Origin of the sequence: Flavobacterium sp. (assembly GCF_027490375.1) — a bacterium.
GTDB lineage: Bacteria > Bacteroidota > Bacteroidia > Flavobacteriales > Flavobacteriaceae > Flavobacterium.
The window spans coordinates 34,538-59,594 of the sequence record NZ_JAIXYH010000033.1; the positions used below are offsets into that span (position 1 = coordinate 34,538).

A 25,057-nucleotide genomic window follows, 5' to 3' on the forward strand; every position below is an offset into this window, starting at 1 on the left:
GGTTTTCAATCGCTTTTAGCAGCCACGGCTTTCCGTTGCAATCCCTTGTGCAACGTACGTGACCACAAAGACGTTTTTAAGCAACAATTTTTCGCGTTACGGATAGAGCCAAATAGCCCGCAGCAACGAGGTACGAGGAAGCGAGGACTATGGGCGAAAGCCGGACTTGCCGAAATGTGCGCCGTAGCCTTAGCGAAGGCGGACATTTTGGCGAGGAACGCCCAAAAACTAACGATAAGCTACAATGAATAAACGCGTTTACTTACTTTCAGCGGCAATTCGTGCGGTTCGCTTAATGGAAAAGTAGGCAACTAAAGTACTCAACAACATGAGAAAACCTCCTAAAACGAAAGGAGCACCTGCAAATTGAAAAGGAGCACCGTCGTGTGTGAAAAAATAAAAAGTCGATGCCATTAATGGCGGTCCGATAATCGAACTAGCACTCATTAAGCTGGTAAGCGTTCCTTGAATTTCGCCTTGTTCGTTGGCAGGAACCTGACCCGACACCACTGCTTGTAAAGCCGGACCTGCAATTCCGCCCAAACAGTACGGGATAAGAAAGGCAAACATCATCCAACTTTCGGTGGCTAATGCAAACAAAAACATCCCGAAAGTGTACAGCAGCAAGCCTAAATAAATGCTGCGTTCGTTTCCTAATTTCGGGTTTATCCAGCGTATTAATCCGCCTTGAACGATGGCTACCAACAGTCCTACCATACCCAGGGACAAGCCCACCATTTTTTCGCTCCAACCAAATTTATAAATGGTGAAGAAACTCCAGTTGCTGTGCACGGCATGTGAACCCACGTACAGCAAGAAAATAGCTAAAATTAAACCGATTAGTTTGGGATAACGCTTTAAATTGAGAAAAGCACCGGCTGGATTGGCGCGTTTCCACTCGAAATTTCGACGGTTTTCGGGTTTGAGCGATTCGGGTAAAATAAAATAACCGTACAAAAAGTTGAGCATGCATAAAACTCCGGCCGCATAAAACGGCACACGAGAACCAAACTGGCCGAGTAAACCACCAATAACGGGTCCGATAATAAAACCAAGTCCGAATGCAGCACCGATCATTCCAAAGTTCTTAGCTCTGTTTTCTGGCGTACTCACGTCGGCAATATACGCCGAAGCCGTGGTAATACTCGCTCCGGTAACACCTGCCAAAATCCGACCAATAAAAAGCCAAGTGATGTTTGGTGCCAGCGACAGCAACAGGTAATCGAGCGAGAAGCCAAAAAGCGAGATGAGTATAATTGGGCGTCGGCCGTACTTATCACTCAAATTTCCAATGAGTGGTGCAAACAAAAACTGTGTGATGGCGTAGGCAAACGTAAGCCAACCGCCGTATTTAGAAGCCTCGGAAATATCGCCATTAATTAATTCACCGATAAGCTTTGGTATAACGGGAATAATAATTCCCCAACCGGTGATGTCGATGAGCATGGTAATGAATATAAATCCAATTGCTGCACTTTTCGAAGATGATTTCATAGCAAAACTTTTCCAGATTTACAGCTTTTCGCAGTTGTTGCAAATGCCAGCACAAAGAAAAGCTTTATTTGCGAAGCGCGTAAAATTGCTGCGGTTTTAACCATTGTTGGACGAGAACTTCTTTATGCTCTCGGCAATAGTATAGGCATCGATACCTGCTAATTTGCGCAACTCTGGTATGCTGCCGTGTTCAATAAATACATCGGGAATTCCAATGATTTGTGTGCGCCCTTTGAAGTTCAATTCGCTCAAAAGTTCGAGTACTGCCGAACCAAAACCACCGGCAGCAACGCCGTCTTCCACGGTAATGATTACTTCAAATTGTGCGGCCACCGATTCAATCGCGTTGCGGTCGAGCGGTTTTACAAACGGAAAATGTACGTGTGCTATCGTTTCATTTTCGAGCTGCTGTAATGCTAATTCGACTTCGTGGAAAATGGTTCCGGTGGAAAATACTGCTATACGTTTTCCGTTGCGTATGCGTTTTGCTTTTCCGATTTCCATGCGTTCGAAAGCAACCGGTGCACGCCATTCGGGAATAAAGCCTCGTGCTCTGGGGTAGCGAATCGCGAACGGTTGTGATGTTTGAACTGCGGTGAACAGAAGTTGTTGTAAATCGATTTCATCTTTAGGTGCCGCGACAATTACGTTCGGAACGGTTCGCAACATCGCTAGGTCAAAAATTCCATGATGTGTTGCGCCGTCTTCGCCCACCAAACCGGCGCGATCGATGCAGAAAACGACAGGTAAATTTTGAATGGCTACATCGTGAATTAGCTGATCGTAAGCTCGTTGTAAAAATGTCGAGTAAATGCAACAAAGTACTTTAACGCCTTCGCAGGCAAATCCGGCAGCGAGCGTTACCGCGTGTTGTTCGGCGATTCCGACATCGATGACATTTTCGGGAAAGCGATCGATCACAGCTTTCAATCCGCTGCCCGAGGGCATTGCAGGAGTTATGGCAATTAAATCTTTATGTTGTTCGAGCAGTGCCAATACGGTAGTTCCAAAAACGTCTTGGAACTTTAACGGCAGGTGCGATTCGTCTTTTTCGTATACTTTTCCCGTCAAGTAATCGAATTTTCCTGGCGCGTGGTACAAAACTTGGTTCAGTTCGGCTGGTTTGAGTCCTTTTCCTTTGGTAGTTCGCACGTGCAGTAAACGAACGCCCGATTTATGCTTTTGTGCCCGGAGTTCCGAAACCAATTGCGGTAAATCGTGGCCGTCGATCGGGCCAAAATACGCGATGTTCAGGTTTTGAAACAGATTTTGTACGGTTTGATTGTTTTGATCGAGTGAGGTCAAATAGTGCTTTAGTGCACCGACACTCGGATCGATACCAATGCTGTTGTCGTTTAAAACGATTAGCAAATTAGCGTTGGTTTCTCCGGCGTGATTCAAGGCTTCAAAAGCCATACCGGCGACTATGGATGCATCGCCAATAACAGCGATGTGTTGGCGGTTGAACTTTTTTTGCTGTTGCGCGGCTAAAGCCATTCCGAGCGCGGCAGAAATGGCGGTAGATGAATGTCCGGTGCCAAACGCATCGAATTCGCTTTCCGAACGTTTCGGGAAACCAGATATGCCGCCGAGTTTACGGTTGGTGTGAAATTGCGCTAAACGACCGGTGAGCATTTTGTGTCCGTAGGCTTGGTGACCCACATCCCAAATCAGTCGGTCGTTAGGCGTATCGAAAACATAGTGCAGTGCCACGGTAAGATCGACCACACCTAAGCTTGCGCCTAAATGACCTTCGTTTGCGGCTACGATTTTGATGATGCGATCGCGTAAATCCTGTGCTATTTCGGGCAAACGTTCCACAGCCAAAGCTCGTAAGTCGGCTAACGATGTCATCGAATCTAAAAATCGTACATTCATTGTTCAAAGGTAAAAATATGCCTCTGAAAAAGTCGGCTTCTATCGTTTTATTGTCTAAAACAACATGGGTTCAACATAAAATCATTTTTAAGATTGTTTGAACGGATGCATTTAGCTGGCAAAGGAAAAACCTCCAGACACTATTTTCAAGCTAGCCGCTCAAACAAGAGTTTTCTTCCAGCTTTTTTTAGTTATCTCGACGTGGCAACGGAAATACGCCCTGCAATCAACTTTTTAAATGATTTCTAATTTCAATTTTGATATTGAACTCAGGATATAATAGCATCATTGAAAAAGGCTGTTGAATTTTACAAATGCTTTAGGTTAAAACAACTCTGGTGGTAAAGCACCTTCTAACAATAACAATTGCCTTTTAGCTGTCATGCCTCCGGCGTAGCCCACTAATTGGCCGTTACTGCCAATAACGCGATGGCACGGAATTACAATTAGAAATGGGTTAGCTCCGTTTGCTGCTGCTACCGCACGAATTGTTTTGGGGTTGCCGTAAGCGGCGGCTAACTGGTTGTACGATAGTGTTTTTCCGTATGGAATGTGCTTCAACAATTCCCAGATTTTTACTTGGAATTCAGTTCCTTGCAAATCTAACGGAAGGTCGAATGTTTGTCGTTTTCCACCAAAGTATTCGTCTAATTGCACAAAAACAGAGGTCAGAAAAGGGTTCGGTTCGGAAACCAAATCGTTATCTGAAAAAGTTCGTATTTGTTGTAAGAGGCCGTTCGATTCCTGAACGTACAAATTTCCCCACGGAGCCTTATAAGTGGCGGCATGTTGCATTACCCGGCTTTAGTTTAAGGAGCGAAACTGTATATGTATGCTTCTAGGGCGGCGCGCTCTTCGTCGGTCATGGCTTTGGTGATTTCTAAATTCACCTTCATGATTTCGTACTTTTCCGGATCGATGATTGCGGGCGTTTCTCCGCGCAAAAAAGCCTGCATATCAGCTTTTTCTGTTTTGTAAATCTGTGCCATTTCGCGAATGCTTGGCCCAATTACTTTTTGATCTTCTTTATGGCAAGCCGTGCAGTTTCCGCGACCTTCAAAAAGAACTTTTCCTTGTTCTACGATATTTACTTCGGGTTCGGTTCCGGCGGGGTAATTTGAATCGGTTTTAGAAGCCTTTTCATTACAGGAAACCAAAAATAAAAGTGCGCTAACTAAAAATAAATTTTTCATTTGTTGAGCAGTTTTGCAGCGTGTAGTGCGTGATAGGTGGAAATCAAATTAGCTCCGGCGCGCTTAATGCAATACAGTTGTTCGAGCATTACGGCATCGTGATCCACCCAGCCTTTTTCGGCAGCCGCTTTTAACATGGCGTATTCGCCGGAAACCTGATAAACCGACACCGGAATTAGTACGGCATTTCGAACTTCACGTACAATATCCAGATACGCCATTCCGGGTTTAACCATCACCATATCGGCGCCTTCTTCCACATCGCTGAGCACTTCTCTAATGGCTTCGAGTCTGTTGGCGTAATCCATTTGATAGGTTTTTTTATCTCGTGGAGCTTCTTCTGTACTCACGGGTGCTGAATCTAAGGCATCGCGAAACGGTCCGTAAAAAGAACTGGCGTATTTAGCGCTATAACTCATAATTCCTACGTCGTGGTAACCACTTTGGTCGAGCGCTTGTCGGAGTCGGAGTACGCGTCCGTCCATCATATCACTTGGCGCCACGAAATCGGCACCGGCTTTTGCGTGGCTAACTGCCATTAAGCATAGAGCATCGTTGGTGGCATCGTTATCGATTTTTCCTTTGGTGATGATTCCGTCGTGTCCGTATGAAGAGTACGGATCTAGTGCTACATCGGGCATAACCACCATTTCCGGAACCGCGTCTTTAATGCGTTTGATGGCTTCTTGCATGAGTCCGTTGTCGTTCCAAGCTTCTTTTCCGGTATTGTCTTTAAGATGGTCGGAAACTTTTACATAAATATTTACGGCTCGAATGCCTAGGTCGTATGCCTTCTTAACTTCATCTAAAGTATAGTCTAATGAGTGTCGAAAAATTCCAGGCATTGAAGGAATGGGCGATTTCACGTCTTTTCCTTCGGCAATAAACATCGGCAACATAAAATCAGTTGGCGATAAGCTGGTTTCGCGAACAATGCTTCTAAGTGATTCGTTGGTTCGTAATCTTCTACCTCTGTGTAATGGGTACATATTTTTAGTTTTTATTTTTAGCTTTCAGCATATAGCTTTTAGCATACAGCATACAGCATACAGCTTTTAGCATACAGCATACAGCTTTTAGCATACAGCATATAGCTTTTAGCTTACAGCATACAGCTTTTAGCTAGCTTCTTACAGCTAACTGCTTACAGCTAACCGCTAACCTCTTACAGCTAACTATTAATTTTTCTAATCAAAGAGCTGAGCATTTTTTTAATTTCTTCAATTTTTTCCGACAAGTGTTGGCTTTCGGTGGTGTCTATAAATTTTAATTCCGCAGATAGCATAATTTGGTATTCCAACTCATTTGCAGAACCAAACGCAATATACAGAAATCTACAAAAATCCTTATCCGTGCGTCTTCCGCAACCTTCAACGATATTCGTTGGAATCGAAGTTGCAGATCGTTTCATTTGACTTGTTAGTGCGTAGAGTTCTTCTTTAGGAAATTTTGCACAAACCGCATAAACAGACTTTACAAGTTCGTGGGATTTTTCCCATACTTGGAGTGTTTTATAATCTCGCATGATTTTGGCTTATATATACATTTTTTAATTCCTATCAAATTACTAACAGCAAACTACAAACCGCTAACTACTAATCGCTTATCGCTAACTGCTGACAGCTAAACACTAACTGCTAACCGCTGAAAGCTAACCACTAACTACTAATCGCTTCAAGCTAACTACTAAATTCTTACCGCTAACTGCTAAAAGCTTACCGCTAACCGCTAACTGCTTACAGCTAACCACTCACACCCAATCAACTGGAGTTTGTAAAACCGAAAGCAAACGTTCTTCTTCGCTGCCCGGCTCGGGATGATGATCGTAAACCCATTGTACATGCGGCGGCAAGCTCATTAAAATGCTTTCGATACGGCCGTTGGTTTTTAAGCCAAAAAGCGTTCCCTTGTCGTGAACGAGATTAAATTCTACATAACGACCACGTCTGATTTCCTGCCAAGTACGTTGTTCCGCGTTAAAAGGCATATTCTTTCGTCTTTCAATAATCGGAACATAAGCTTCTAAAAACGAGTTTCCGACTGCGGTAACAAAATTGTACCAATTGGCAAGCGACATCGATTCGGTTGGTTTGCAATAGTCAAAAAACAATCCGCCAACGCCACGCGCTTCGTCTCGGTGTGTGTTTCGGAAATACGAGTCGCATTGCTTTTTGTATTTGGGATAAAATTCGGCATCGAATTGATCGCACACGTTTTTACAAACTTGGTGAAAGTGTATCGCATCTTCGTCGAATAGGTAATACGGCGTTAAATCTTGTCCGCCGCCAAACCAAGAATCAACTACCTTGTTTTCTTTGTCGTACATTTCAAAATAACGCCAGTTTGCGTGAACAGTTGGAGCCATCGGATTTTTAGGATGTAACACCAAACTGAGTCCGCAAGCGAAAAAATTCACATCACCAACTTTAAAATACTGCTGCATGGCAACGGGTAGTTCGCCGTGTACAGCCGAAATATTTACGCCACCTTTTTCGAAGACCGCTCCGTTTTCGATGATGCGCGAACGTCCGCCTCCACCTTCCGGACGCGACCAAATGTCTTCGCGAAAGCGCGCCAAACCATCGACTTCCTCTAATTTAGACGTAATTTGATCTTGTAATTTTAGAATGTATTGGTAAAATTGGTCTTTCATTTATTCCAATGATTTCTTTTTGTTTAATGCAGCTGTTGCGTTCTGTGCAGTAACGATTTTCTTTCCTGTTTTCGATTCAATCTCTTTTCTTGTATTTCCAGCAATAGTTCCGCCTTGATTTGCGATTTTTTTGTTTTCTACAAACGTTTTAGGCTTCTTCTCCTTACTTATTTCTGTTGTTGTAGCTTCAGCAAGCATATTTAACACGAGTTCTAGGTTACTCATGTTGTCGCGAAGATTTTGATTTTTTAAACCTTTCAAGTTTTTATAATCTCGAACCGATAGCCCGCTCCAAGCTTTTGTAATCTCGTCCGTTAAAATAGCATATTCTTGTCCCTTTTTTACACCGCGTTCATCCCATTCGTCAGTCAGCTCTTTTCTTACTTCTATGCTCTTAAGACGCTGATTAATCCATTCTTTTGAGTAACCCTTTTTGAGATAGGTTTCCATTAATCTATCAAAACCTAGTTCCGGATCTTCAATTTCATCAACACGTTCTTTTCCTACCTGAGCTAACCATAGTTTGAAAGGTTCTGCTTTTTTCGACGGTACCGATTGTATTAATCGAAACAACTGTTCGGTATCGGCTACATCTGTTTTGTAAAACTTCCCGTCTGCAGAAACCATTTTCAGTTGACTACAATTTGTAGCCAACTCACTTCCCTCCTTTTTCAAGCGGAGTTTTAGTACACTCCAGTACTTTCTCGCATTGGCAGTTTCGGTAAGAACTTCTATAACATCAACAATTGAGAAATACCATTTTTCATCTTCTTCATTCCACAGCGAACGAATTTGCTTTTGTTCAAATAGTTTTATAGCGGTTTCTCTGGTCATGATTGCGATGATTAACTACAATTGCTTAATTACCGTATTCCTTCACAGCTTCTATAAAAGCACCAGCGTGTTCAATCGGAATGTTTGGTAAAATACCGTGTCCTAGATTTACGATGTATTTATCTTTTCCAAACTCGTCGATCATCTGCTTCACCATAGCTTTTATCGTTGGAATTGGAGACAGCAATCGCGATGGATCGAAGTTTCCTTGCAAAGTGATATTTCCGCCAGACAAATAACGTGCGTTTCTCGGCGAGCATGTCCAATCAACACCCAAAGCCGAAGCTTTACTGCGTCCCATTTCCTGCAAAGCAAACCAACAGCCTTTACCAAAAACGATTACTTTCGTAAGCGGAGCAAGCGCTTCAACGATTTGGTTGATGTATTGCCAAGAAAATTCCTGATAATCGGTTGGCGATAACATCCCGCCCCACGAATCGAAAATTTGTACCGCATTTACGCCGGCGGCAACTTTTGCCTTCAGATAATCAATGGTTGTATCTGTAATTTTTTGTAATAATTCGTGCGCGGCGGCAGGGTTAGTAAAGCAAAATCCTTTCGCCTGATCAAAACTTTTCGATCCGCGACCTTCAACAGCATAGCAAAAGATGGTCCACGGCGAACCCGCAAAACCAATCAGCGGAATTTCGTCCTGAAGCAGTACTTTCGTTTGTTTGATTCCTTCCAAAACATAACCCAAACTTTCGGTTGCATCGGGAACAAATACACGATCAACGTCGGCTTGTGTTCGAATTGGATTTGGTAAAAACGGACCCACGCTTTCTTTCATCAATACTTCGATACCCATCGCTTGCGGAACCACAAGAATGTCGGAGAACAAAATAGCCGCATCAGGCGCAAATCGGCGAATAGGTTGAACGGTGATTTCTGCAGCTAATTCTGGGGTTTGACAGCGTGTGAAGAAATCGTATTTGTCGCGCAAAGCCATAAATTCTGGCAGATATCTTCCCGCTTGACGCATCATCCAAACCGGCGGACGATTTACCGTTTCACCGTTAAGTGCTCGTAGAAATAAGTCGTTTTTAATCATGAATCTGGTTTTTTGCCGCTCTTGACGGCGCTAGTTTAAAATATTTTAAAAGCGCATAAATCGTGTTCTCGATTGTTGGCGCCTTAGCAAGTACAATTTTATCGGTTCGGTTTTCCAAAGCAGTTGCGGTGGTTTCGCCAATGCAAACGCACACTTCCGTGGAAATGGGATTGTATTGCAAAAACGATTTTACCGCACTCGGACTAAAAAACAATAAGGCATCGAAACTGCGGTTTACCTTTAATGGAAATTCGGTGGTTTCGTATAATTCGTAAAAATTAGAATTTTCGGTTTGTGTTGCCAGAAATTCGGGAATTGTATCCAATCGTTGTTTGCCGCAAAAAAAAGTGAACGATTGAAACGATAATAACTTCAACGATTCGACTAGAGCTGTTGCAGAATGTGAAACGTTTGCAACATTAAAACCTAAATGGTTGAGTTTTTCCGCGGTTTTTTCGCCTACGCAGAAAAAAACTTTTCCGTTTAATTTGTCGACTAAATTCTGAGAAATCAAAGCTTGAACCGCATGCTGACTCGTAAAAATAACCGCCGGATTTACCGTATTGACAGCTGTTTGTAGATAGGTTATTTGGATAAGATCGGCTTCTACCAACGTAATATTGCAAGCCAGCAAAGTGCTCTTTTGCGCAGCCGACAGTTTTTTGGTAGAAAACACACTTATCATCGAATTACGATTTAGAAAGTTGTTGTTTAATGCGTTGCATCAGTTCTTTAGCGCCCAACTGCAAAAGTTCTTCTGCGAAAAGCGAACCTACATGATTGCTTTCGTCTCGAGAAATGGTCTTCCGAATTTCCACTTTTTCTTTTCCGTCGAGAGAAACTAAATTTCCGTGAAAAACAACCGTATTTTCTTGAATTTCTGCGTAAGCGCCGATAGGAGCCGTACAACCTCCTTCGAGTGTTCTTAAAAAATCGCGTTCTATTTTAGTGGCCAAAGCGGTGTTTTCGTCGTTTAGATGTTGGAGTGCTTCGCGCGAAAAATCATCGTCGGCACGGCCACAAACTACCATTGCCCCTTGTGCAGGAGCGGGTAACATCCAATCAAGGATTTCGTATTTTTCGGGAAGTACATTGATGCGATCGAGTCCGGCGAGGGCAAAAATGGCGCCTTTCCAATCGGAATTCTCTAATTTTTGCAGTCTAGAAACTACATTTCCGCGCAGGTCGGTTGTGCTGTCGTTCGGAAACTTATGCAACCACTGTGCGCGTCGGCGCAAGCTTCCTGTAGCAATAGTATTTGATTTTGCATTCGGGTTTCCCACAAAAATATCGTGTACTTGTGCGCGCTTTAGAACGGCAAATGTGCTTATACCTTGCGGCAGCGCAGTTGGCACATCTTTCATGGAATGTACGGCAATATCCACGGTGTTTTGCAGTAAGGCAACATCTAGTGTTTTCGTAAAAATTCCGGTAATTCCGAGTTCGTACAGCGGTTTGTCGAGCTTTAGGTCGCCATCCGATTTTACGGCAACAATTTCGGTGTTGTACCCGAGTTTGTGCAGTTTTTCTTGTACGGTTTGTGCTTGCCACATCGCTAATTTACTGTCGCGAGTGCCTATTCTGATGGTTTTTGATTCGGGCAATTTTCTAAATTTTAATTTGAAAACGAAACAGAAGCTTTTTGTTCAGTTTCTGGGGTTTGTTCTAATTGAAAAATTTTGTTGATCAAGAAGATACTTTCTTCCACGGAAGTGTCGTCGTCTTTCAAATGGTTAGCAAAATGCGTGGTAATTTTTTGAATGATGCGATTGCTGATGATTTCGGCTTGTTCTTCGTTAAATCCGTTTAATTTTCTGGATTGAAAATCGATTTCCGAATTTTTAATTTCTTGCAATTTTTGTTTAAGTGCACTGATGGTTGGCGCAAACTTTCGCACTTTTGTCCATTCCAAAAACTCTTGTTTAACTTCTTCTAGAATGCGTTCAGCAGCTGGAATTTGAGCGCGTCTTTTTACTAAAGTATCGTCGGTAATTTTCGACAATTCATCCATGTGAATTAAAGAAACACCCTGGGTTTGCAATACGTTGGCATCGACGTTTTTCGGAACGGATAAATCCAGAATCAGTAACGGTTTTCTAAGGTTTAGAATATTGGCATCTACAGTCGGGTTTTGGGCTCCAGTAGCTACAACGAGCACATCGGCCTGTTGAATTTCCGCTTGTAGTTCGCTAAAATCCTTAACCGTAAGGTTGAATTTTCCGGCAATACGCTCGGCTTTTTCTTTAGTGCGATTAATAAGGGTAATGTGCTTATTTTTTGTGTGTTTGATGAGGTTTTCACAGGTATTTCGCCCGATTTTCCCTGTTCCGAACAACAAAATATTTTTCTGACTTACTTCGGGAACATTGCGCAATATATACTGAACTGCTGCAAAAGAAACGGATGTTGCACCTGTAGAAAGATCGGTTTCGTTTTTGATGCGTTTCGACGCCTGAATGACGGCATTTACTAAACGATCGAGAAAAGTATTGATTAATCCGAAAGAACGCGACTGGTTGCAAGCGAATTTAATTTGAGAAATGATTTCGAAATCGCCTAAAATCTGGCTATCTAAGCCTGTTGCAACGCGAAAAACATGAGTTACGGCATCGCTAGATTTATATACGTAACCTACTTTTTGGAAGGCTTCGGCGGTACCGTTAGAATGGTCGCAAATGAGTTTTATGAGCTGATACGGATGTTCTGCAAAGCCGTAAATTTCGGTTCGATTGCAGGTAGAATTAATCATCAACGATTCGATACCAGCGGCTTTCGCTTGCGCCAACAACAGGGGCTGCGCATCGGCAGGAACGGTAAACTGACCGCGAATCTCTGCATCGGCTTTTTTGTAGTTTAGGCCAACAACATAGAATGATGAATGTTTCGGTGTGTGAATCTGCTCCATAAATAGTTTACGCAATTCGGTTACAAAAATAAGTTTATCAAAATCTAAAAAATAACGCTGCAAGTTCCATTTTAATCGCTGGTAGCCTTTCAAAACCACATCGCAATATTTATCGTAAATTCAACTAACTTTGCAGCAGTAACAAGCCTTTTAAAACGCTTTATGTAGAATTATTCTAAATAAACCACTTGTTCTATTTTAAGGCTACTTACGAAAAAACATCGCTATGGGTTCATTTGAAGAGATAAAAATTGAGAACGATTTTTTTCTATTGCGATTTCAGAATCATTCCACTGAAACCGTAATAGAACAAAAAGCCATTCCTTTGGGGTTTATTCAGTTTCATTTTTGTTTGAAGGGAACGGCTGTGCTTCACTTTAATGAAGGTTCGTATCAGTTGAATTTAGTGGAAGAACAGTCGTATTTACTGTACAATCCACAAAAAGAATTGCCTTTGCATTTGAAGATATCCCCAGACAGCTGGATTCTATCGGCGTTTCTTTCCATAAAAAAATTCCACTCGCTGTTTTCTACCGATGCACAACACATTAACTTTCTTACTGTCGAAAATCGGGATAAGAAATATTACGGGGAGTCGCGTGTGAGTCCGTCGATGGCCATCGTACTCAGCCAGCTTTTTCATTATAACTTACATCCGTCGATCAAAAATTTGTACTATCGCGGCAAAGCGTTTGAATTGCTGAGTTTGTATTTCAATAAAACGGAAGATCCTTCGGCAGAACAATGTCCGTTTTTACTCGACGAAGAGAACGTCATGAAAATAAAAAAAGCGAAAGATATTGTAATCCAAAACATGGCCGAGCCGCCCGGATTGCAAGAACTTGCCGATCGAGTTGGTCTTACGCTAAAGAAATTAAAACTCGGCTTCAAGCAAATTTACGGCGACACCGTTTATGGCTATTTGTTTGATTATAAAATGGACTATGCGCGCCAACTTCTAGATTCGGGTTCGTACAATGTAAACGAAGTAGGATTGAAGATTGGTTACAGCACGGGAAGTCATTTTATCGCGGCCTTCAAAAAGAAATTCGCTACTACGCCCAAGAAATATTTAATGTCGATTAATCCAACAGTTTCTTAATAAAAATCATATACAATGCAACAATCTAAAAGAGGAGTGTTATTGGTAAATCTGGGATCTCCAAAAAGCCCAGAGCCTAAGGATGTGAAGCCATACTTAGACGAATTTTTAATGGACAAATACGTTATCGACGTACCGTTTTTACTGCGTGCGTTGTTAGTTCGTGGTATTATTTTGCAAACGCGTCCGAAACGTTCTGCGGAAGCATACAAAAAAATATGGTGGGATGAAGGTTCGCCACTAATTGTTCTTTCAGAACGTATGCACAAGAAAGTTTCTGCACAAGCTGAGGTTCCCGTTGTTTTGGCGATGCGCTACGGTCAGCCGTCGATTGATTCTGGCTTGAAAGCACTTCGCGATCAAGGCGTAACCGAAGTTTTGCTGTTTCCGTTGTATCCACAATATGCGATGGCAAGCACCAAAACCATCGTAGAATTAGCGCAGAAGTTGGTTGCTGAAAAGTATCTGGATTTGCATTTGCACCACGTTCCGGCTTTCTACAACCAAAAAAGTTACATCGAAAATTTAGCGAGAAGTATCCGCGAAAAATTGGAAGGTTTTGAATACGACCATCTACTGTTTTCGTACCACGGCATTCCGGAGCGTCATATTCGCAAAACCGACGTTACGAAATCGCACTGTAAGATGGATAGCAGTTGCTGTGCCACCAAATCGCCGGCGCACGAGTTTTGTTACCGTCACCAATGTTACGAAACTACGCGTCAGGTAGCCGAATTGCTGCAACTTCCGAAAGATAAATACAGCCAGTCGTTTCAATCGCGTTTGGCGGGCGACAAGTGGTTGGATCCGTATACCGACGTTGAAATCAATAAAATGCCGGCGAAAGGAATCAAGAAATTAGCCGTAGTTACGCCGGCTTTTGTATCGGATTGTTTGGAAACATTGGAGGAAATTGCAATGGAAGCCAATCACGAATTCAAAGAAAACGGCGGCGAAGAATTCATGGCAATTCCGTGTTTAAACGACGACGATACTTGGTGTGCTACAGTTGCCGAATGGATAAACGATTGGGCAGCAACAGGGAAAGTTTTTGCTCCAAGAACCGCTGAAGTAACGGCATAATGTACGAGTATTTAAAGGCATTGCATCTCATTTTTGTGGTAACCTGGTTCGCTGGGCTATTCTACATTGTGCGGCTTTTTGTGTACCAGACCGAAGTTTTTGATAAATCGGAAATTGAACGCCAAATTTTGCAACCGCAATACAAATTAATGGCGTATCGATTGTGGTATATAATAACATGGCCTTCGGCAGTTTTAGCATCGATTTTCGCTTTTTGGATGCTGTTTTTCACTCCAGTCGGACGAGCTTGGTTAGAAACCGATTGGATGCAAGTAAAACTCGGGTTTGTAGCACTTTTATATGCTTATCAGTTAAAATGCCATCAGATTTATCGCAAGCTTCAGCGCGGCGAAAAACCACATTCTTCGAATTTTTTGCGATTGTGGAATGAAGTAGCAACACTTATTTTGTTTGCCGTTGTTTTTCTAGTGGTGTTGAAAAACGCTTTTAACTGGATTTTTGGAGTAGTTGGTATCATTGTGGTATCGCTTTTGCTGATGTTAGGGTTCAAATTTTATAAAAATCTGCGCGCAAAACGAGGAACCTAATGCTAAAGTCGGTGAAGATAAAAAGGGTGTCGCTACGGATTCGAATCTTTCTTTCGATGATCGTACTCACGCTTATTGCTTCAGTTCTTATGGCCTCGATCTCTATTTTTCAGTTTAAACGCGAGGCGAAAGATTATCACCGCGAGCGTTTGGAACGGAAAGAAAATGCCATCAAAGAACACATCAACTACATTTTAGCAAACACAACCTATCCGCTTACCGAAGAAAATTTAGCACTGATTTTTAAAGATAAGATTCACGAATTGAGTAACATTCATGCGCTGCAAATCAACATTTACAGCCTCGACGGAAAGTTACTAAAGTCGTCGAAAGGGGCTTTTTCGGTTGATCAAGCTTCGCCACCCATACCCGATTACATTCTTCGCATTATGCGTGCTTCACTTGAAAAACGTTATGTGGATGTACGTACGATAGAAGGAAAAAAATACCGTTCGTCTTACAGTCAGATTAAAGATTTGAAATTCAAGCCGCTGGGTATTTTAAACCTGCCGTATATCGAAGACGATGGTTTTTACGACCGCGAATTAAAAAATTTCTTGATTCGCTTGAGTCAAGTTTATTCGTTTATGTTGCTGATTGCCTTTGCATTGGCTTACTTTTTGTCGAGTTTCATTACCAAATCTTTGAAACGAATTTCCGATAAAATAACGGAAACTAATCTGAATCAGAAAAACGAGAAAATTGATTTGGACGATTCAAGTCGAGAGATTTCGCTACTTATAAACGCATATAATACGCTAGTCGATAAATTGGAGGATAGCGCGGCGAAATTAGCGCAAAGCGAACGCGAACAAGCCTGGCGCGAAATGGCCAAGCAAGTTGCACACGAGATTAAAAATCCGCTTACGCCCATGCGTTTAACGGTACAGAGTTTTCAGCGACGTTTCGACCCGAACGACCCAGATATTCGTCAGAAAATGGACGATTATTCGAAAACACTGATTCAGCAAATCGACATCATGAGTTCGGTTGCCTCGGCTTTTTCCAATTTTGCTTCGATGCCTGCGCAACAGAATGAGACGTTAAATGTTGGAAAAGTCGTGGAGTTGGCGCTCGATATTTTTAATGAAGATTACATCGAATTGCAACTGCCCGACGAGAAAATCATTACGCGAATGGATCGTACGCAGCTCATTCGAATCATCACGAATTTAGTTAAAAACAGCATTCAAGCTATACCCGAAGAACAAGTAGAAAAGAAAATCCAAGTGCGGATACGGCGTGCGGGCAACGAAGTAGAAATCTCGGTTTCAGATAACGGAACCGGCATTCCGCCAGAAAACAGCGACCGCATTTTTGAACCCAAATTTACCACCAAAACCAGTGGTATGGGACTCGGATTGGGCATCATCAAAAACATTATCGAAAATTATTCAGGAACCATTACTTTTGAAACACAATTGGGGCACGGAAGTACATTTTACGTGCGTTTACCCATCACAAAACTCGTAAAGCTATGACATTCGAAAACTTACAAACTAGTCAAACCGACGCTATTTTTCGCATTACCATCGACCGACCATCAAAACTTAATGCACTCAATAAAGCGACAATTCAAGCACTGCACGAGGCTTTCGCTTACGCAGAACAAAAAGCAGATGTTCGTGTGATTATTTTAACCGGAAGTGGCGAAAAGGCGTTTGTAGCTGGTGCAGATATTTCGGAATTTGCCGATTTTAATGTGAGCGAAGGAGCAGCATTAGCAGCCGAAGGTCAGCGTTTGTTGTTCGATTTTGTTGAACGCTTGTCGAAACCTGTAATTGCAGCCGTAAACGGTTTTGCTTTGGGCGGTGGCTTGGAGTTGGCTATGTCGGCACACATACGTATCGCTTCGACCAACGCCAAAATGGGATTGCCGGAGGTTACTTTAGGTGTAATTCCTGGTTACGGCGGAACACAGCGTTTGGCGCAATTAGTAGGGAAGGGTAAGGCAATGGAGTTAATTCTATCGGCTTCGATGATTGATGCACAAGCCGCCCATCAATTAGGTTTAGTGAATAAAGTAGTCGATCAATCGGAGTTGCTCGTCGAGGCAGAAGCACTTGCGTCTAAAATTGCAGCAAATTCTCCTGCGGCCATTCGTGCAGCTATTCAAGCGGTAAATGCCGGCTATGACAACAGCCAGAACGGATTCGAAACAGAGATAAAGCTGTTTGGAACCTGTTTTGGAACAGCAGATTTTAAAGAAGGAACATCAGCCTTTCTCGAAAAAAGAAAAGCTGTGTTTACTGGAAATTAGTCGTTGAAAATAGCTTTCAGTTCCGTGGCTTCAGAGGGTTTCATTTTCCCAGCAAGCACTAAACTCAATTGCTTTCTGCGTAAAGCGGCTTCAAAACGCTGAATTTCTAATTCGGTTTCAGGTTTGATTGGTGGAACTTCAACCGGACGTCCTGTGTCGTCTACGGCTACGAATGTGTAAATAGCTTCGTTCGCCTTGTTGCGTTGTCCAGACTCGCGATCTTCAATCCATACGTCGATGAAAATTTCCATGGACGACTTAAACGAACGCGAAACTTTAGCTTCTACAGTTACCACACTTCCCAACGGAATGGCGCGGTTAAAAGCCACGTGATTTACCGATGCTGTTACGACAATTCTACGCGAATGACGTCGGGCGGCAATACTCGCAGCGCGATCCATACGCGCCAACAATTCGCCGCCAAAAAGATTGTTCAACGGATTGGTTTCGCTTGGCAAAACGAGGTCGGTTAATACCGTTAACGATTCGGAAGGTGTTTTAGCTACCACTATTTTTTTCGGCAAAAGTATAGAAATGTAGGCTTTCTCAAAGGCTGCTTTAAGAAAGGTTTAAGTTTGGTTACGCGAAGTGGTTTGAATTATTCTACCAACAACCACGCATCTTGCGTTTGTGTTTGGTGAATGTGTGTTAATGCAGCTTTTGCTTCGCCGTATTTGGTGTAACTTCCAAATAAAACAGGTGTTAATCCGAAGCGATTTTTTGGAAGCGAACGTGCTTCAAAACCTCTTGATTTCAGGTCGCTTAAAACGGCATTTGCATTTTTCTGGTCGCGAAAAGCACCTGCAACTACGTGATATTTATAATCTGGAGTCGACACGGGAAGCGATAATGTTTCCGACGGACTCGCAATTACAAAGGTTGCTTTTTGGATTTCTTGCGTTACTTTTTGTTGAACCGTAGCGCGAACTTCGGCAGTTTTTTCTTCCACGTAAGTGTCGTAAGCTTGGTTGCCAAAGAAACCGCTTACTCCCAAAATTAGCACGGCTGCCGAGGCGTATTTCCAGGCGTTGAATTGTGAGCGGCTTTGCTGTTCTAATTCGATAACTTTGGGTTGAGATTCGATTACAGGTGCCGAAGCATTTTGAATTTCTTCAACATATCGCTGTGGAATTCGAATGTTCGAAAGTCCGAATGCGGCGGTATAGTAATTTACGTCGTTTGCAGGTTCGAAACGAATGGCTCCGAAATTAGTTTGTTCTAAAGTGCCAATATTTCGAAGTTCAACGCGTTGTTTAGCAGCTAATTGATCTTCTACGAAAGCTACTTCAGCGCGAATTAAATTCAGTGCCGTATCGAAGCTAATTTTTTCTGCTTTAGCGATATGACTCGCCAGTAATCCGTCGTTATGACGCAAGTTAACATTAAACGAAATTGTCTTTTTGGGCGGAATGCACAAGCCTTTTTCAGGATCGATCACTGCCGACTGGATTTCGGCAATAAAACCACCAAAACCAGGTACGGTTACGCACTGGTAGCGGTACAACAACTCAGAAATAAATCGTTCAATCTTCATAAAAACAAAAATACGCATTCGAGAATTGATGTGCTATTTTGTTTCAAAATCTTATTAACAACTGTTTTTGTTTTTGTATCTTGTGCTTCAATATTTTACTATGCGCCATACAGAATTACTCTACGTTTTAGCTTTGCTAAAGGCCGAAGGCATTGGTAATGTCATCGCCAGAAAGTTGCTTTCGCACTTCGAAAATCCGTCCGATATTTTTTCCGCGAAAGCGAAAGATCTTGCCCAAATTCACGGCATCGGAAACTTCCGAATTTCAGCTCTCAAAAACAAATCGCTTTTAAAACAAGCCGAAAAAGAGCTTGTTTACATGCAAGAAACCGCCGTAACTCCACTGTTTATTTCCGACGAAGCATTTCCGAATCGACTTCGACAATGTTCGGATGCACCTGTTTTGCTGTTTACTTCAGGGAAAATGGATTTAAACGCACAAAAAGTTATCAGTATCGTGGGTACCCGACGCATGACCAATTATGGGAGCGGATTTTTAAAAGAATTTATCCAAGAGCTTGTTCTATACAACCCATTGATTGTTAGTGGATTTGCTTACGGAGTTGATATTGCAGCACACCAGTTTGCTGTACAAAACAATTTACAAACCGTTGGCGTTTTAGCGCACGGGCTTGCCGATATCTATCCGAAGGTGCACAAAAAATTCATTCGACCAATCTCAGAAAACGGAGGTTTGGTAACCGAATTTTTCAGCGATGTGGCGCCCGACAAAGAGCACTTTGTTCGTCGAAATCGGATTGTTGCAGGTTTGGCCGACGCTACCATTGTAGTTGAATCGGCCGATCGCGGCGGTTCGTTGATAACGGCGAACTTCGCTTTTGATTACAGTCGCGATGTTTTTGCAGTTCCGGGTCGTTTAAACGATAAATTCAGCGCAGGTTGTAATCACTTAATTAAATGTCAGAAAGCAGCTTTACTTACATCGGTTGCCGATTTGGTGTATTTGCTCAATTGGGAACAAAAAAAGAACGCACCGGCTGTTCAAAAACAACTGTTTGTTGAGCTAAAACCCGACGAACAAACGCTGTACGATACGCTCTACAAAACAGGAAAGTTGCAGCTCGACGATTTAGCTATCCACTGCGATTTACCTGTGCATAAAACTGCGGTATTGCTTTTAGAACTAGAACTCAAAGGATTGGTGTTGCCGCTGCCAGGAAAATTTTTCGAAGCCATTTAAAATTTACATCATGGAAGAAATTAATCAAATTACGTATGTAGTTCGGTCTGCTATTTTCGAAGTTCATAGAGAACTAGGGCCGGGATTGTTTGAACGCGTTTACGAAGCCGCTTTGGCGCGTGAATTAAAGGATTTGGGATTGTCGGTTAGCCGGCAGTACACAAAATCATTAATGTACAAGGGAGAGTTATTAGGCGAAGCCTATGTGATTGATTTACTCGTTGAAAACAAGGTGATTGTTGAAATAAAATCGGTAGAAAATTTACAAAACGTCCATAAAAAGCAGTTGATGACGTATCTGCGACTTTCTGGATGTAAAGTTGGTTTGCTGGTGAATTTTAACTCGGGCTATCTAGTCGATAAAGAATCACTTATAAGAATCATCGTTTAGCGCTGGCGCACAGAAAAAACCTAAACGCACTGAATTTACTTGCATTTCTGTGTAAATCTGTGTGTTCTGTGAGATAACACTGCGCACAGAATACACCGAAACTCACGGAATTTTTCTTGCATTTCTGTGTGAATCTGTGTATTCTGTGAGCAAATACTTCTCACAGCAAACACTGAAACCACGGAATTTTTCTTGCATTTCTGTGTGAATCTGTGTGTTCTGTGAGAAAACACTGCGCACAGAAAACACCGAAACTCACGGAATTTTTCTTGCATTTCTGTGTGAATCTGTGTATTCTGTGAGCAAATACTTCTCACAGAAAACACCGAAACGCACCGAATTTTACTTGCATGTCTGTGTGAATCTGCGTGTTCTGTGAGCAAACACTGCGCACAGAAAACACCGAAACTCACCGAATTTTTCTTGCATGTCTGTGTGAATCTGTGTATTCTGTGAGCAAATATCGCTTTGCAGACCTAACTTCCGGGAGAGGATGACGCACGAAAACCTAGTTTTGCACGTATCCGCGCGAGCACTTCTTGAGCCGTAGCGCGTGCTTTCTCAGCACCTTTTAACAATTCTTGCTCCACCAACTCCGGATTGGCCATAAGTTCGTCGTAGCGCGTTCGAATCGGTCCGAATACGTCGAGCATGAGCTCGTATAACGCCTGTTTTGCATGTCCGTACCCATAAGTGCCGCTGGCGTTTTGATAATTTACGCGCATAGTTTCAATTTGCTCCGGACTTGCCAATAATTTATAAATCGCGAAAATTTTACACGTATCCGGATTTTTAGGCGCTTCCAAAGGAGTACTGTCGGTTTCGATTTGCATAATTTGCTTGCGCAATGCTTTATCGTCGGTAAAAATATTTATGACGTTGTTGGCCGATTTGCTCATTTTTCCACCATTAGTTCCCGGAACGTAGTTCGCTTCTTGCTGCATCGTAGCTGTAGGCAGCACAAAAGTTTCGCCCATTTGGTGGTTAAATCGCGACGCTACATCGCGGGCAATTTCGATGTGTTGCAACTGATCTTTACCAACCGGAATGTGTGTAGCGTCGTACAACAAAATGTCGGCAGCCATTAAAATAGGGTAGTCAAAAAGTCCGGCGTTTACATCTTCCAAACGATCCGATTTATCTTTAAACGAATGCGCTAAGGTAAGTCGCTGAAAAGGGAAAAAGCAGTTCAGGTACCACGTAAGTTCGGTTACCATAGGTACGTCCGATTGGCGGTAAAACACAACCTTATCGGTGTTTAAACCACAGGCTAACCAAACGGCAGCAGTCGATAACGTATTTGCGCCCAAGGTTTCGGCGTCTTTAATTTGCGTGATCGAGTGTAAATCGGCTATAAAAAGGTACGAAGGCGCCGAATTTTCTTCAGACATTTTTATCGCAGGCAGTATGGCGCCCAATAAATTACCTAAATGTGGCGTTCCGGTACTTTGAATTCCGGTGAGTATGCGTTTCTCCTGATTTTCCATAGCGCAAAGATGCCATTTTTTTGAGAGTTCAAAAACTACTTTTTAATGATTTGCTTTGCTTATTTTTGACCGATGAGGTATTTCAAAAATTTTCTGATACTGCTTTGGCGGGTCTATTTTTATATTTTAATAGCCTTGCCTATTTTACTAATGCTGCCGTTTTTACTACTTTCTATTTGTAAAGAAAGCTGGTATCCGTACTTTTTTGTGATGGCGCGCATCTGGGCAAAGGTCATTTTGTTTGGTATGGGTTTTTATCCGAAGGTCGTTTTTCACGAAGCGCCCGAGCAAGGCAAAAGTTATATGTTTATTGCCAACCATACATCAATGACCGACATTATGCTCATGCTTAGCACAATACGAAGTCCGTTTGTGTTTGTAGGTAAGAAAGAACTAGTAAACATTCCGTTGTTCGGATTTTTCTACAAGCGCACCTGCATTTTGGTCGATCGCAACAGCTCGAAAAGTCGGGGCGAGGTTTTTAAACGCGCACAAAGCCGATTAAATCAAGGCTTAAGCATATGTATTTTTCCGGAAGGTGGTGTTCCCGACGACGAATCAGTTTTGTTGGACGAGTTTAAAGACGGGGCGTTTCGATTGGCGATTGATCACCAAATTCCGATTTTACCGCTTACGTTTGCCGACAATAAAAAACGTTTTTCTTATACTTTTTTCTCCGGAAGTCCGGGTGTCATGCGCGTTACCGTTCACCGCGCCTTGCCGACAGTTGGCTTAACGCAAGACGACAAGAAGGCGCTCAAAGAGCAGTCGTTTCAAATCATCGAAGGTGAGTTAAAGCGGTACCAAGCCGAGAATTAGCGTTATTTTTTGGGCGTAACCCTTCCCAAACGTTCCCGGAGGATGCGTGCTCGGTCAGGGTCGCGCCGTTCGTTGCAATAGCCGTTCCAAACGCAAACGTTCCGTAGGTTTCAAACGGGCTTCCGTTCGGTCGCCGTTTCAAACCACGTCACGTACTTGCGTTTGGTGCCGTCTATTTTCACTGCCGTCGCTTACGCGGCAATCGGTTCCAAACGATACGTGGGTAACGATTTTTCTGCGCTAAGGACGGCAGCGGAAATCCTACCACGAGCGGCGGTTGCCGAGTGGTAGATTAAAGCATACGGCCTGACCCGTGGGTGGGATTGACATGGGACGGGGAGCGCCCAAAAAAAAATGCGAACCCGAAGATCCGCATCTATAAATTCGCTTGAAAGTTGTATTAGAATCGGTAACTGATTCCGGAATAAAGCGCGATGAAATACGGACGGAAGTTGCCGGCATCGCGACTAAATGTGTTGATTTGATACTTAAACATGGGCTCGAAATTGAGCTCGAAATTCTTGAAAAAGCGGTACTGAAAGCCCAAACCAATGTTAGAACTAAAGTGTACATCGTTTAAGTTTGTGGCTTCTCCTAAGCTGGTGCTGAACGAATCGCTGCGCAACGAAACGCTGTTCTCGGAGAGAAAAAGCGTACTTACTCCGCCAATTACGTTGATTCCGAATTTAGTGTCGAGTACTTTGTACGACATTTCGAGCGGTACTTCAAAATAGCCAAACTCCTGATTCATAGCTCCCATGCTTGTTTGCTGTAAAGAAGCATCAACAGAAAGCGCACCCGTTGCCATTTGAGACTGATTTACAACAGTTACACCACGTGCCGCCGGAGTTACAGCAGTTGTTTCAAATACTTGACCTTCGAGAGAAGCAATAAAGGCTACTTCGTTTGTTTCGTAGCCAAGCTGTAATTTATTAACGCCCGTTCTGATAGCAAATCGTTTATTGACTGCGTAGTTTACATTAATACCTACCGACATGGAGCGGTCGTATGTTTTGTCGTTACCTGCAAAAGCCGAATGAATTGGCGAACCATTTCCAGCCGAATTGAAATAAACGGGAGCTACATTAGGCGTTACCTGCCACTTTTCGAGTTTAGCATCAGCGGTTTTTGTTTCAGTTTTTTCGATTTGCTGCTGAAGCAATTGCTCGAGCGGATTGGTTTCGGCAACGGCAACTTCGGCATTTTCTGTTGTTGTATCCACAGGTTTATCCGCATTTTTTGCAGCTGTAGTTGCGTTGTTTGCGCCCTTGTTGGTGTCGGGTAAAGCGTAAACGAGCGGATCTTTGTCGAGCGGTTTTAGCTCAGAGATAGCTGTATTACTGTTCGGGTTGTTAGCTGCGTTTTTCGTTTGGCTGTTCACTGAATTTTGCAGCGCAACAGCAGTTGAACTTTGCGTTGTGTTAACAGCGTTCTGGCGCAGTTTCTTCGATATCGGTTTTTGAGTTGTGCCAGCAGTTGCTACGGCATTTTCGCTGCGCTTGTTTTGACTATTTACATCAGTGTTTCTTGTTTTCTTAACAGTACCGCTGCGTTTCCCATTCGTTCCATGCTCCTCGCTACTGGCTACAGCATTTTCGCTGGCAGTAGTTGTACGATTCGATGTAGAAGCGTTTCTTGGCCTTACTTCTTTGGTGTTTTCAGACGATTTATTTTCAGCTTCGGCTGCTTTGGCAACAGCTTCGTTGGAACTTGGGTTGTTGCTTCCGTTTGCCGCACTGTTCTCGTCGTTCGGATCTTGATCGTTCGGATTTTCAGTTTCCGTTGTATTTGGCTTTGCAGAAGGTTTGGCTACCATTCCGTTTTCAGATTCGTTGCCAGAAACAGGTAAAGATGTACCCGAATTATTGGTAAACAATAGTTGTAAACCAAAAATCATCGGAATTAGAATGGCGGCAGTACCGGCAAGTTTCCACCAGATTGGGATTACACGTCGCTTTTTCTTTTGCAAAAGCGCATGTTCGATATTTTCCCAAACTACGGGATCAGGAATTTGCTCAAAGTCCTTGAACTTTTCCTGGAATAAACGATCTATGTTCTTTCTCTCTTTCATTGTAATGCTATTGCCGACTTTTTGCCGGTGTGTAAGTCGATTTTTTCTTTTAGGATCATGCGAGCACGAGCCAGGTTAGATTTGGTTGTTCCGGTTGCGATGTTCAGCATTTCGCTGATTTCATTGTGCGAATAGCCATCCAGAACATATAAACTAAAGCACAAGCGGTATCTTTCGGGAAGTTCTTGAATGATTTTCATTAAGAAATCGAGAGAAACGGAATCGTCGTCGAGATCGATTTCTGTTTCATCTGGAATATTTTCATTCACAACTTCGAGGTAGCGTTGCCCTCTAAATTTTTGCAACGCGTTGTTAATCATTATTCGTTTTGCCCAACCTTCAAACGATCCTTTTCCGGAATATTGTTTTATCTTATCGAAAATGATCAAAAATCCGTCTTGTAGGTTGTCTTGGGCTTCGGCGTAACTCGACGAATATTTCATGCAAACACCGAAGAATTTCGCTGAAAACAATTGATAGACCGCGGCCTGCGATTTCAGGTCGTTCTCTTTACAGCCGGCTATCAATTCGTCGAGATTCACTCCTTAAAGAT

Annotated in this window: 25 protein-coding genes; 8 read left to right on the forward strand and 17 right to left on the reverse strand. The window is 42.8% G+C overall.

Features of this window, described 5'->3' with window-relative positions; translation table 11 throughout:
- Positions 1–258: 258 nt before the first annotated feature.
- The 12 genes from Q0064_RS03880 to hemA form a co-directional block, all read right to left on the reverse strand.
- The gene (locus Q0064_RS03880) at positions 259–1,494 is read right to left on the reverse strand and encodes a TCR/Tet family MFS transporter (protein WP_298144578.1); all 1,236 of its coding nucleotides are present in this window, start codon (positions 1,492–1,494) and stop codon (positions 259–261) included.
- A gap of 96 nt (positions 1,495–1,590) precedes the next feature.
- Positions 1,591–3,372 (reverse strand): 1-deoxy-D-xylulose-5-phosphate synthase, encoded by a 1,782-nt coding sequence (locus tag Q0064_RS03885; protein ID WP_298144581.1) that lies wholly within the window; start codon positions 3,370–3,372, stop codon positions 1,591–1,593.
- 324 nt (positions 3,373–3,696) lie between these two features.
- Positions 3,697–4,167, reverse strand: a complete 471-nt coding sequence (locus Q0064_RS03890) for a methylated-DNA--[protein]-cysteine S-methyltransferase (RefSeq protein WP_298144585.1) — start codon at positions 4,165–4,167, stop codon at positions 3,697–3,699.
- A 14-nt stretch (positions 4,168–4,181) separates the two neighbouring features.
- Positions 4,182–4,565, reverse strand: a complete 384-nt coding sequence (locus tag Q0064_RS03895; RefSeq protein WP_298144587.1) for a c-type cytochrome — start codon at positions 4,563–4,565, stop codon at positions 4,182–4,184.
- Entirely contained in the window at positions 4,562–5,554 is a 993-nt protein-coding gene (hemB, locus tag Q0064_RS03900; protein ID WP_298144590.1) for a porphobilinogen synthase, read from the reverse strand. The genes Q0064_RS03895 and hemB overlap by 4 nt, the downstream gene beginning before the upstream one ends.
- A gap of 182 nt (positions 5,555–5,736) precedes the next feature.
- Positions 5,737–6,090 (reverse strand): four helix bundle protein, encoded by a 354-nt coding sequence (locus Q0064_RS03905; RefSeq protein WP_298144593.1) that lies wholly within the window; start codon positions 6,088–6,090, stop codon positions 5,737–5,739.
- Between the two features lie 225 nt (positions 6,091–6,315).
- Complete coding sequence (gene hemF, locus Q0064_RS03910) at positions 6,316–7,218, reverse strand: oxygen-dependent coproporphyrinogen oxidase (protein WP_298144595.1); 903 nt, start codon at positions 7,216–7,218, stop codon at positions 6,316–6,318.
- A complete protein-coding gene (locus tag Q0064_RS03915; RefSeq protein ID WP_298144597.1) occupies positions 7,219–8,052 on the reverse strand; it encodes a BRO family protein in 834 nt (277 codons plus the stop codon).
- 25 nt (positions 8,053–8,077) lie between these two features.
- The gene (gene hemE, locus Q0064_RS03920; protein ID WP_094486318.1) at positions 8,078–9,103 is read right to left on the reverse strand and encodes a uroporphyrinogen decarboxylase; all 1,026 of its coding nucleotides are present in this window, start codon (positions 9,101–9,103) and stop codon (positions 8,078–8,080) included.
- A complete protein-coding gene (locus Q0064_RS03925) occupies positions 9,096–9,788 on the reverse strand; it encodes a uroporphyrinogen-III synthase (RefSeq protein WP_298144603.1) in 693 nt (230 codons plus the stop codon). The genes hemE and Q0064_RS03925 overlap by 8 nt, the downstream gene beginning before the upstream one ends.
- A 4-nt stretch (positions 9,789–9,792) precedes the next feature.
- Positions 9,793–10,707: a hydroxymethylbilane synthase gene (hemC, locus tag Q0064_RS03930; protein ID WP_298144606.1), complete on the reverse strand. Its 915-nt coding sequence runs from the start codon at positions 10,705–10,707 to the stop codon at positions 9,793–9,795.
- 11 nt (positions 10,708–10,718) lie between these two features.
- A complete protein-coding gene (hemA, locus tag Q0064_RS03935) occupies positions 10,719–12,008 on the reverse strand; it encodes a glutamyl-tRNA reductase (protein ID WP_298144609.1) in 1,290 nt (429 codons plus the stop codon).
- A gap of 226 nt (positions 12,009–12,234) precedes the next feature.
- Here hemA and Q0064_RS03940 point away from each other — a divergent pair, with 226 nt between their 5' ends.
- Genes Q0064_RS03940 through Q0064_RS03960 form a run of 5 tightly spaced genes read left to right on the forward strand, consistent with a single transcriptional unit; the run spans position 12,235 to position 17,001 of the window.
- On the forward strand, positions 12,235–13,110 hold the full coding sequence (locus Q0064_RS03940; RefSeq protein WP_094486316.1) for an AraC family transcriptional regulator: 876 nt from the start codon (positions 12,235–12,237) through the stop codon (positions 13,108–13,110).
- Positions 13,111–13,125: 15 nt separating this feature from the next.
- On the forward strand, positions 13,126–14,193 hold the full coding sequence (gene hemH / locus Q0064_RS03945; protein ID WP_298144613.1) for a ferrochelatase: 1,068 nt from the start codon (positions 13,126–13,128) through the stop codon (positions 14,191–14,193).
- The gene (locus Q0064_RS03950) at positions 14,193–14,741 is read left to right on the forward strand and encodes a CopD family protein (protein WP_094486314.1); all 549 of its coding nucleotides are present in this window, start codon (positions 14,193–14,195) and stop codon (positions 14,739–14,741) included. The genes hemH and Q0064_RS03950 overlap by 1 nt, the downstream gene beginning before the upstream one ends.
- A 56-nt stretch (positions 14,742–14,797) precedes the next feature.
- Positions 14,798–16,222 carry an ATP-binding protein gene (locus Q0064_RS03955; RefSeq protein WP_298144619.1) on the forward strand — a complete coding sequence of 475 codons (1,425 nt, stop codon included), beginning with the start codon at positions 14,798–14,800 and terminating at the stop codon, positions 16,220–16,222.
- Positions 16,219–17,001, forward strand: coding sequence for an enoyl-CoA hydratase-related protein (locus tag Q0064_RS03960; protein WP_094486312.1), 783 nt, complete (start codon positions 16,219–16,221; stop codon positions 16,999–17,001). Before Q0064_RS03955 ends, Q0064_RS03960 begins: the two co-directional genes overlap by 4 nt.
- Here the strand turns inward: Q0064_RS03960 and Q0064_RS03965 are convergent.
- Positions 16,998–17,510 carry an acyl-CoA thioesterase gene (locus Q0064_RS03965; protein WP_094486349.1) on the reverse strand — a complete coding sequence of 171 codons (513 nt, stop codon included), beginning with the start codon at positions 17,508–17,510 and terminating at the stop codon, positions 16,998–17,000. The genes Q0064_RS03960 and Q0064_RS03965 overlap by 4 nt on opposite strands.
- Positions 17,511–17,599: 89 nt before the next feature.
- The gene (locus Q0064_RS03970) at positions 17,600–18,535 is read right to left on the reverse strand and encodes an SPOR domain-containing protein (protein ID WP_298144624.1); all 936 of its coding nucleotides are present in this window, start codon (positions 18,533–18,535) and stop codon (positions 17,600–17,602) included.
- A 100-nt stretch (positions 18,536–18,635) separates the two neighbouring features.
- Here Q0064_RS03970 and dprA point away from each other — a divergent pair, with 100 nt between their 5' ends.
- Positions 18,636–19,736, forward strand: coding sequence for a DNA-processing protein DprA (gene dprA, locus Q0064_RS03975; RefSeq protein ID WP_298144627.1), 1,101 nt, complete (start codon positions 18,636–18,638; stop codon positions 19,734–19,736).
- 10 nt (positions 19,737–19,746) lie between these two features.
- The gene (locus tag Q0064_RS03980; protein ID WP_298144630.1) at positions 19,747–20,127 is read left to right on the forward strand and encodes a GxxExxY protein; all 381 of its coding nucleotides are present in this window, start codon (positions 19,747–19,749) and stop codon (positions 20,125–20,127) included.
- 476 nt (positions 20,128–20,603) lie between these two features.
- Here Q0064_RS03980 and trpS read toward each other — a convergent pair whose 3' ends face one another.
- Positions 20,604–21,614 (reverse strand): tryptophan--tRNA ligase, encoded by a 1,011-nt coding sequence (gene trpS / locus Q0064_RS03985; protein WP_298144633.1) that lies wholly within the window; start codon positions 21,612–21,614, stop codon positions 20,604–20,606.
- A gap of 72 nt (positions 21,615–21,686) precedes the next feature.
- On the opposite strand from trpS, the gene Q0064_RS03990 reads away from it, so the two are divergent.
- A complete protein-coding gene (locus Q0064_RS03990; protein ID WP_298144636.1) occupies positions 21,687–22,433 on the forward strand; it encodes a lysophospholipid acyltransferase family protein in 747 nt (248 codons plus the stop codon).
- A gap of 400 nt (positions 22,434–22,833) precedes the next feature.
- On the opposite strand, the gene Q0064_RS03995 is transcribed toward Q0064_RS03990, so the two are convergent.
- Together Q0064_RS03995 and Q0064_RS04000 are read right to left on the reverse strand one after the other, a co-directional pair.
- Positions 22,834–24,504 carry an outer membrane beta-barrel protein gene (locus tag Q0064_RS03995; protein ID WP_298144639.1) on the reverse strand — a complete coding sequence of 557 codons (1,671 nt, stop codon included), beginning with the start codon at positions 24,502–24,504 and terminating at the stop codon, positions 22,834–22,836.
- Positions 24,501–25,046, reverse strand: a complete 546-nt coding sequence (locus Q0064_RS04000) for a sigma-70 family RNA polymerase sigma factor (protein WP_094485250.1) — start codon at positions 25,044–25,046, stop codon at positions 24,501–24,503. The genes Q0064_RS03995 and Q0064_RS04000 overlap by 4 nt, the downstream gene beginning before the upstream one ends.
- Positions 25,047–25,057 lie beyond the last annotated feature (11 nt).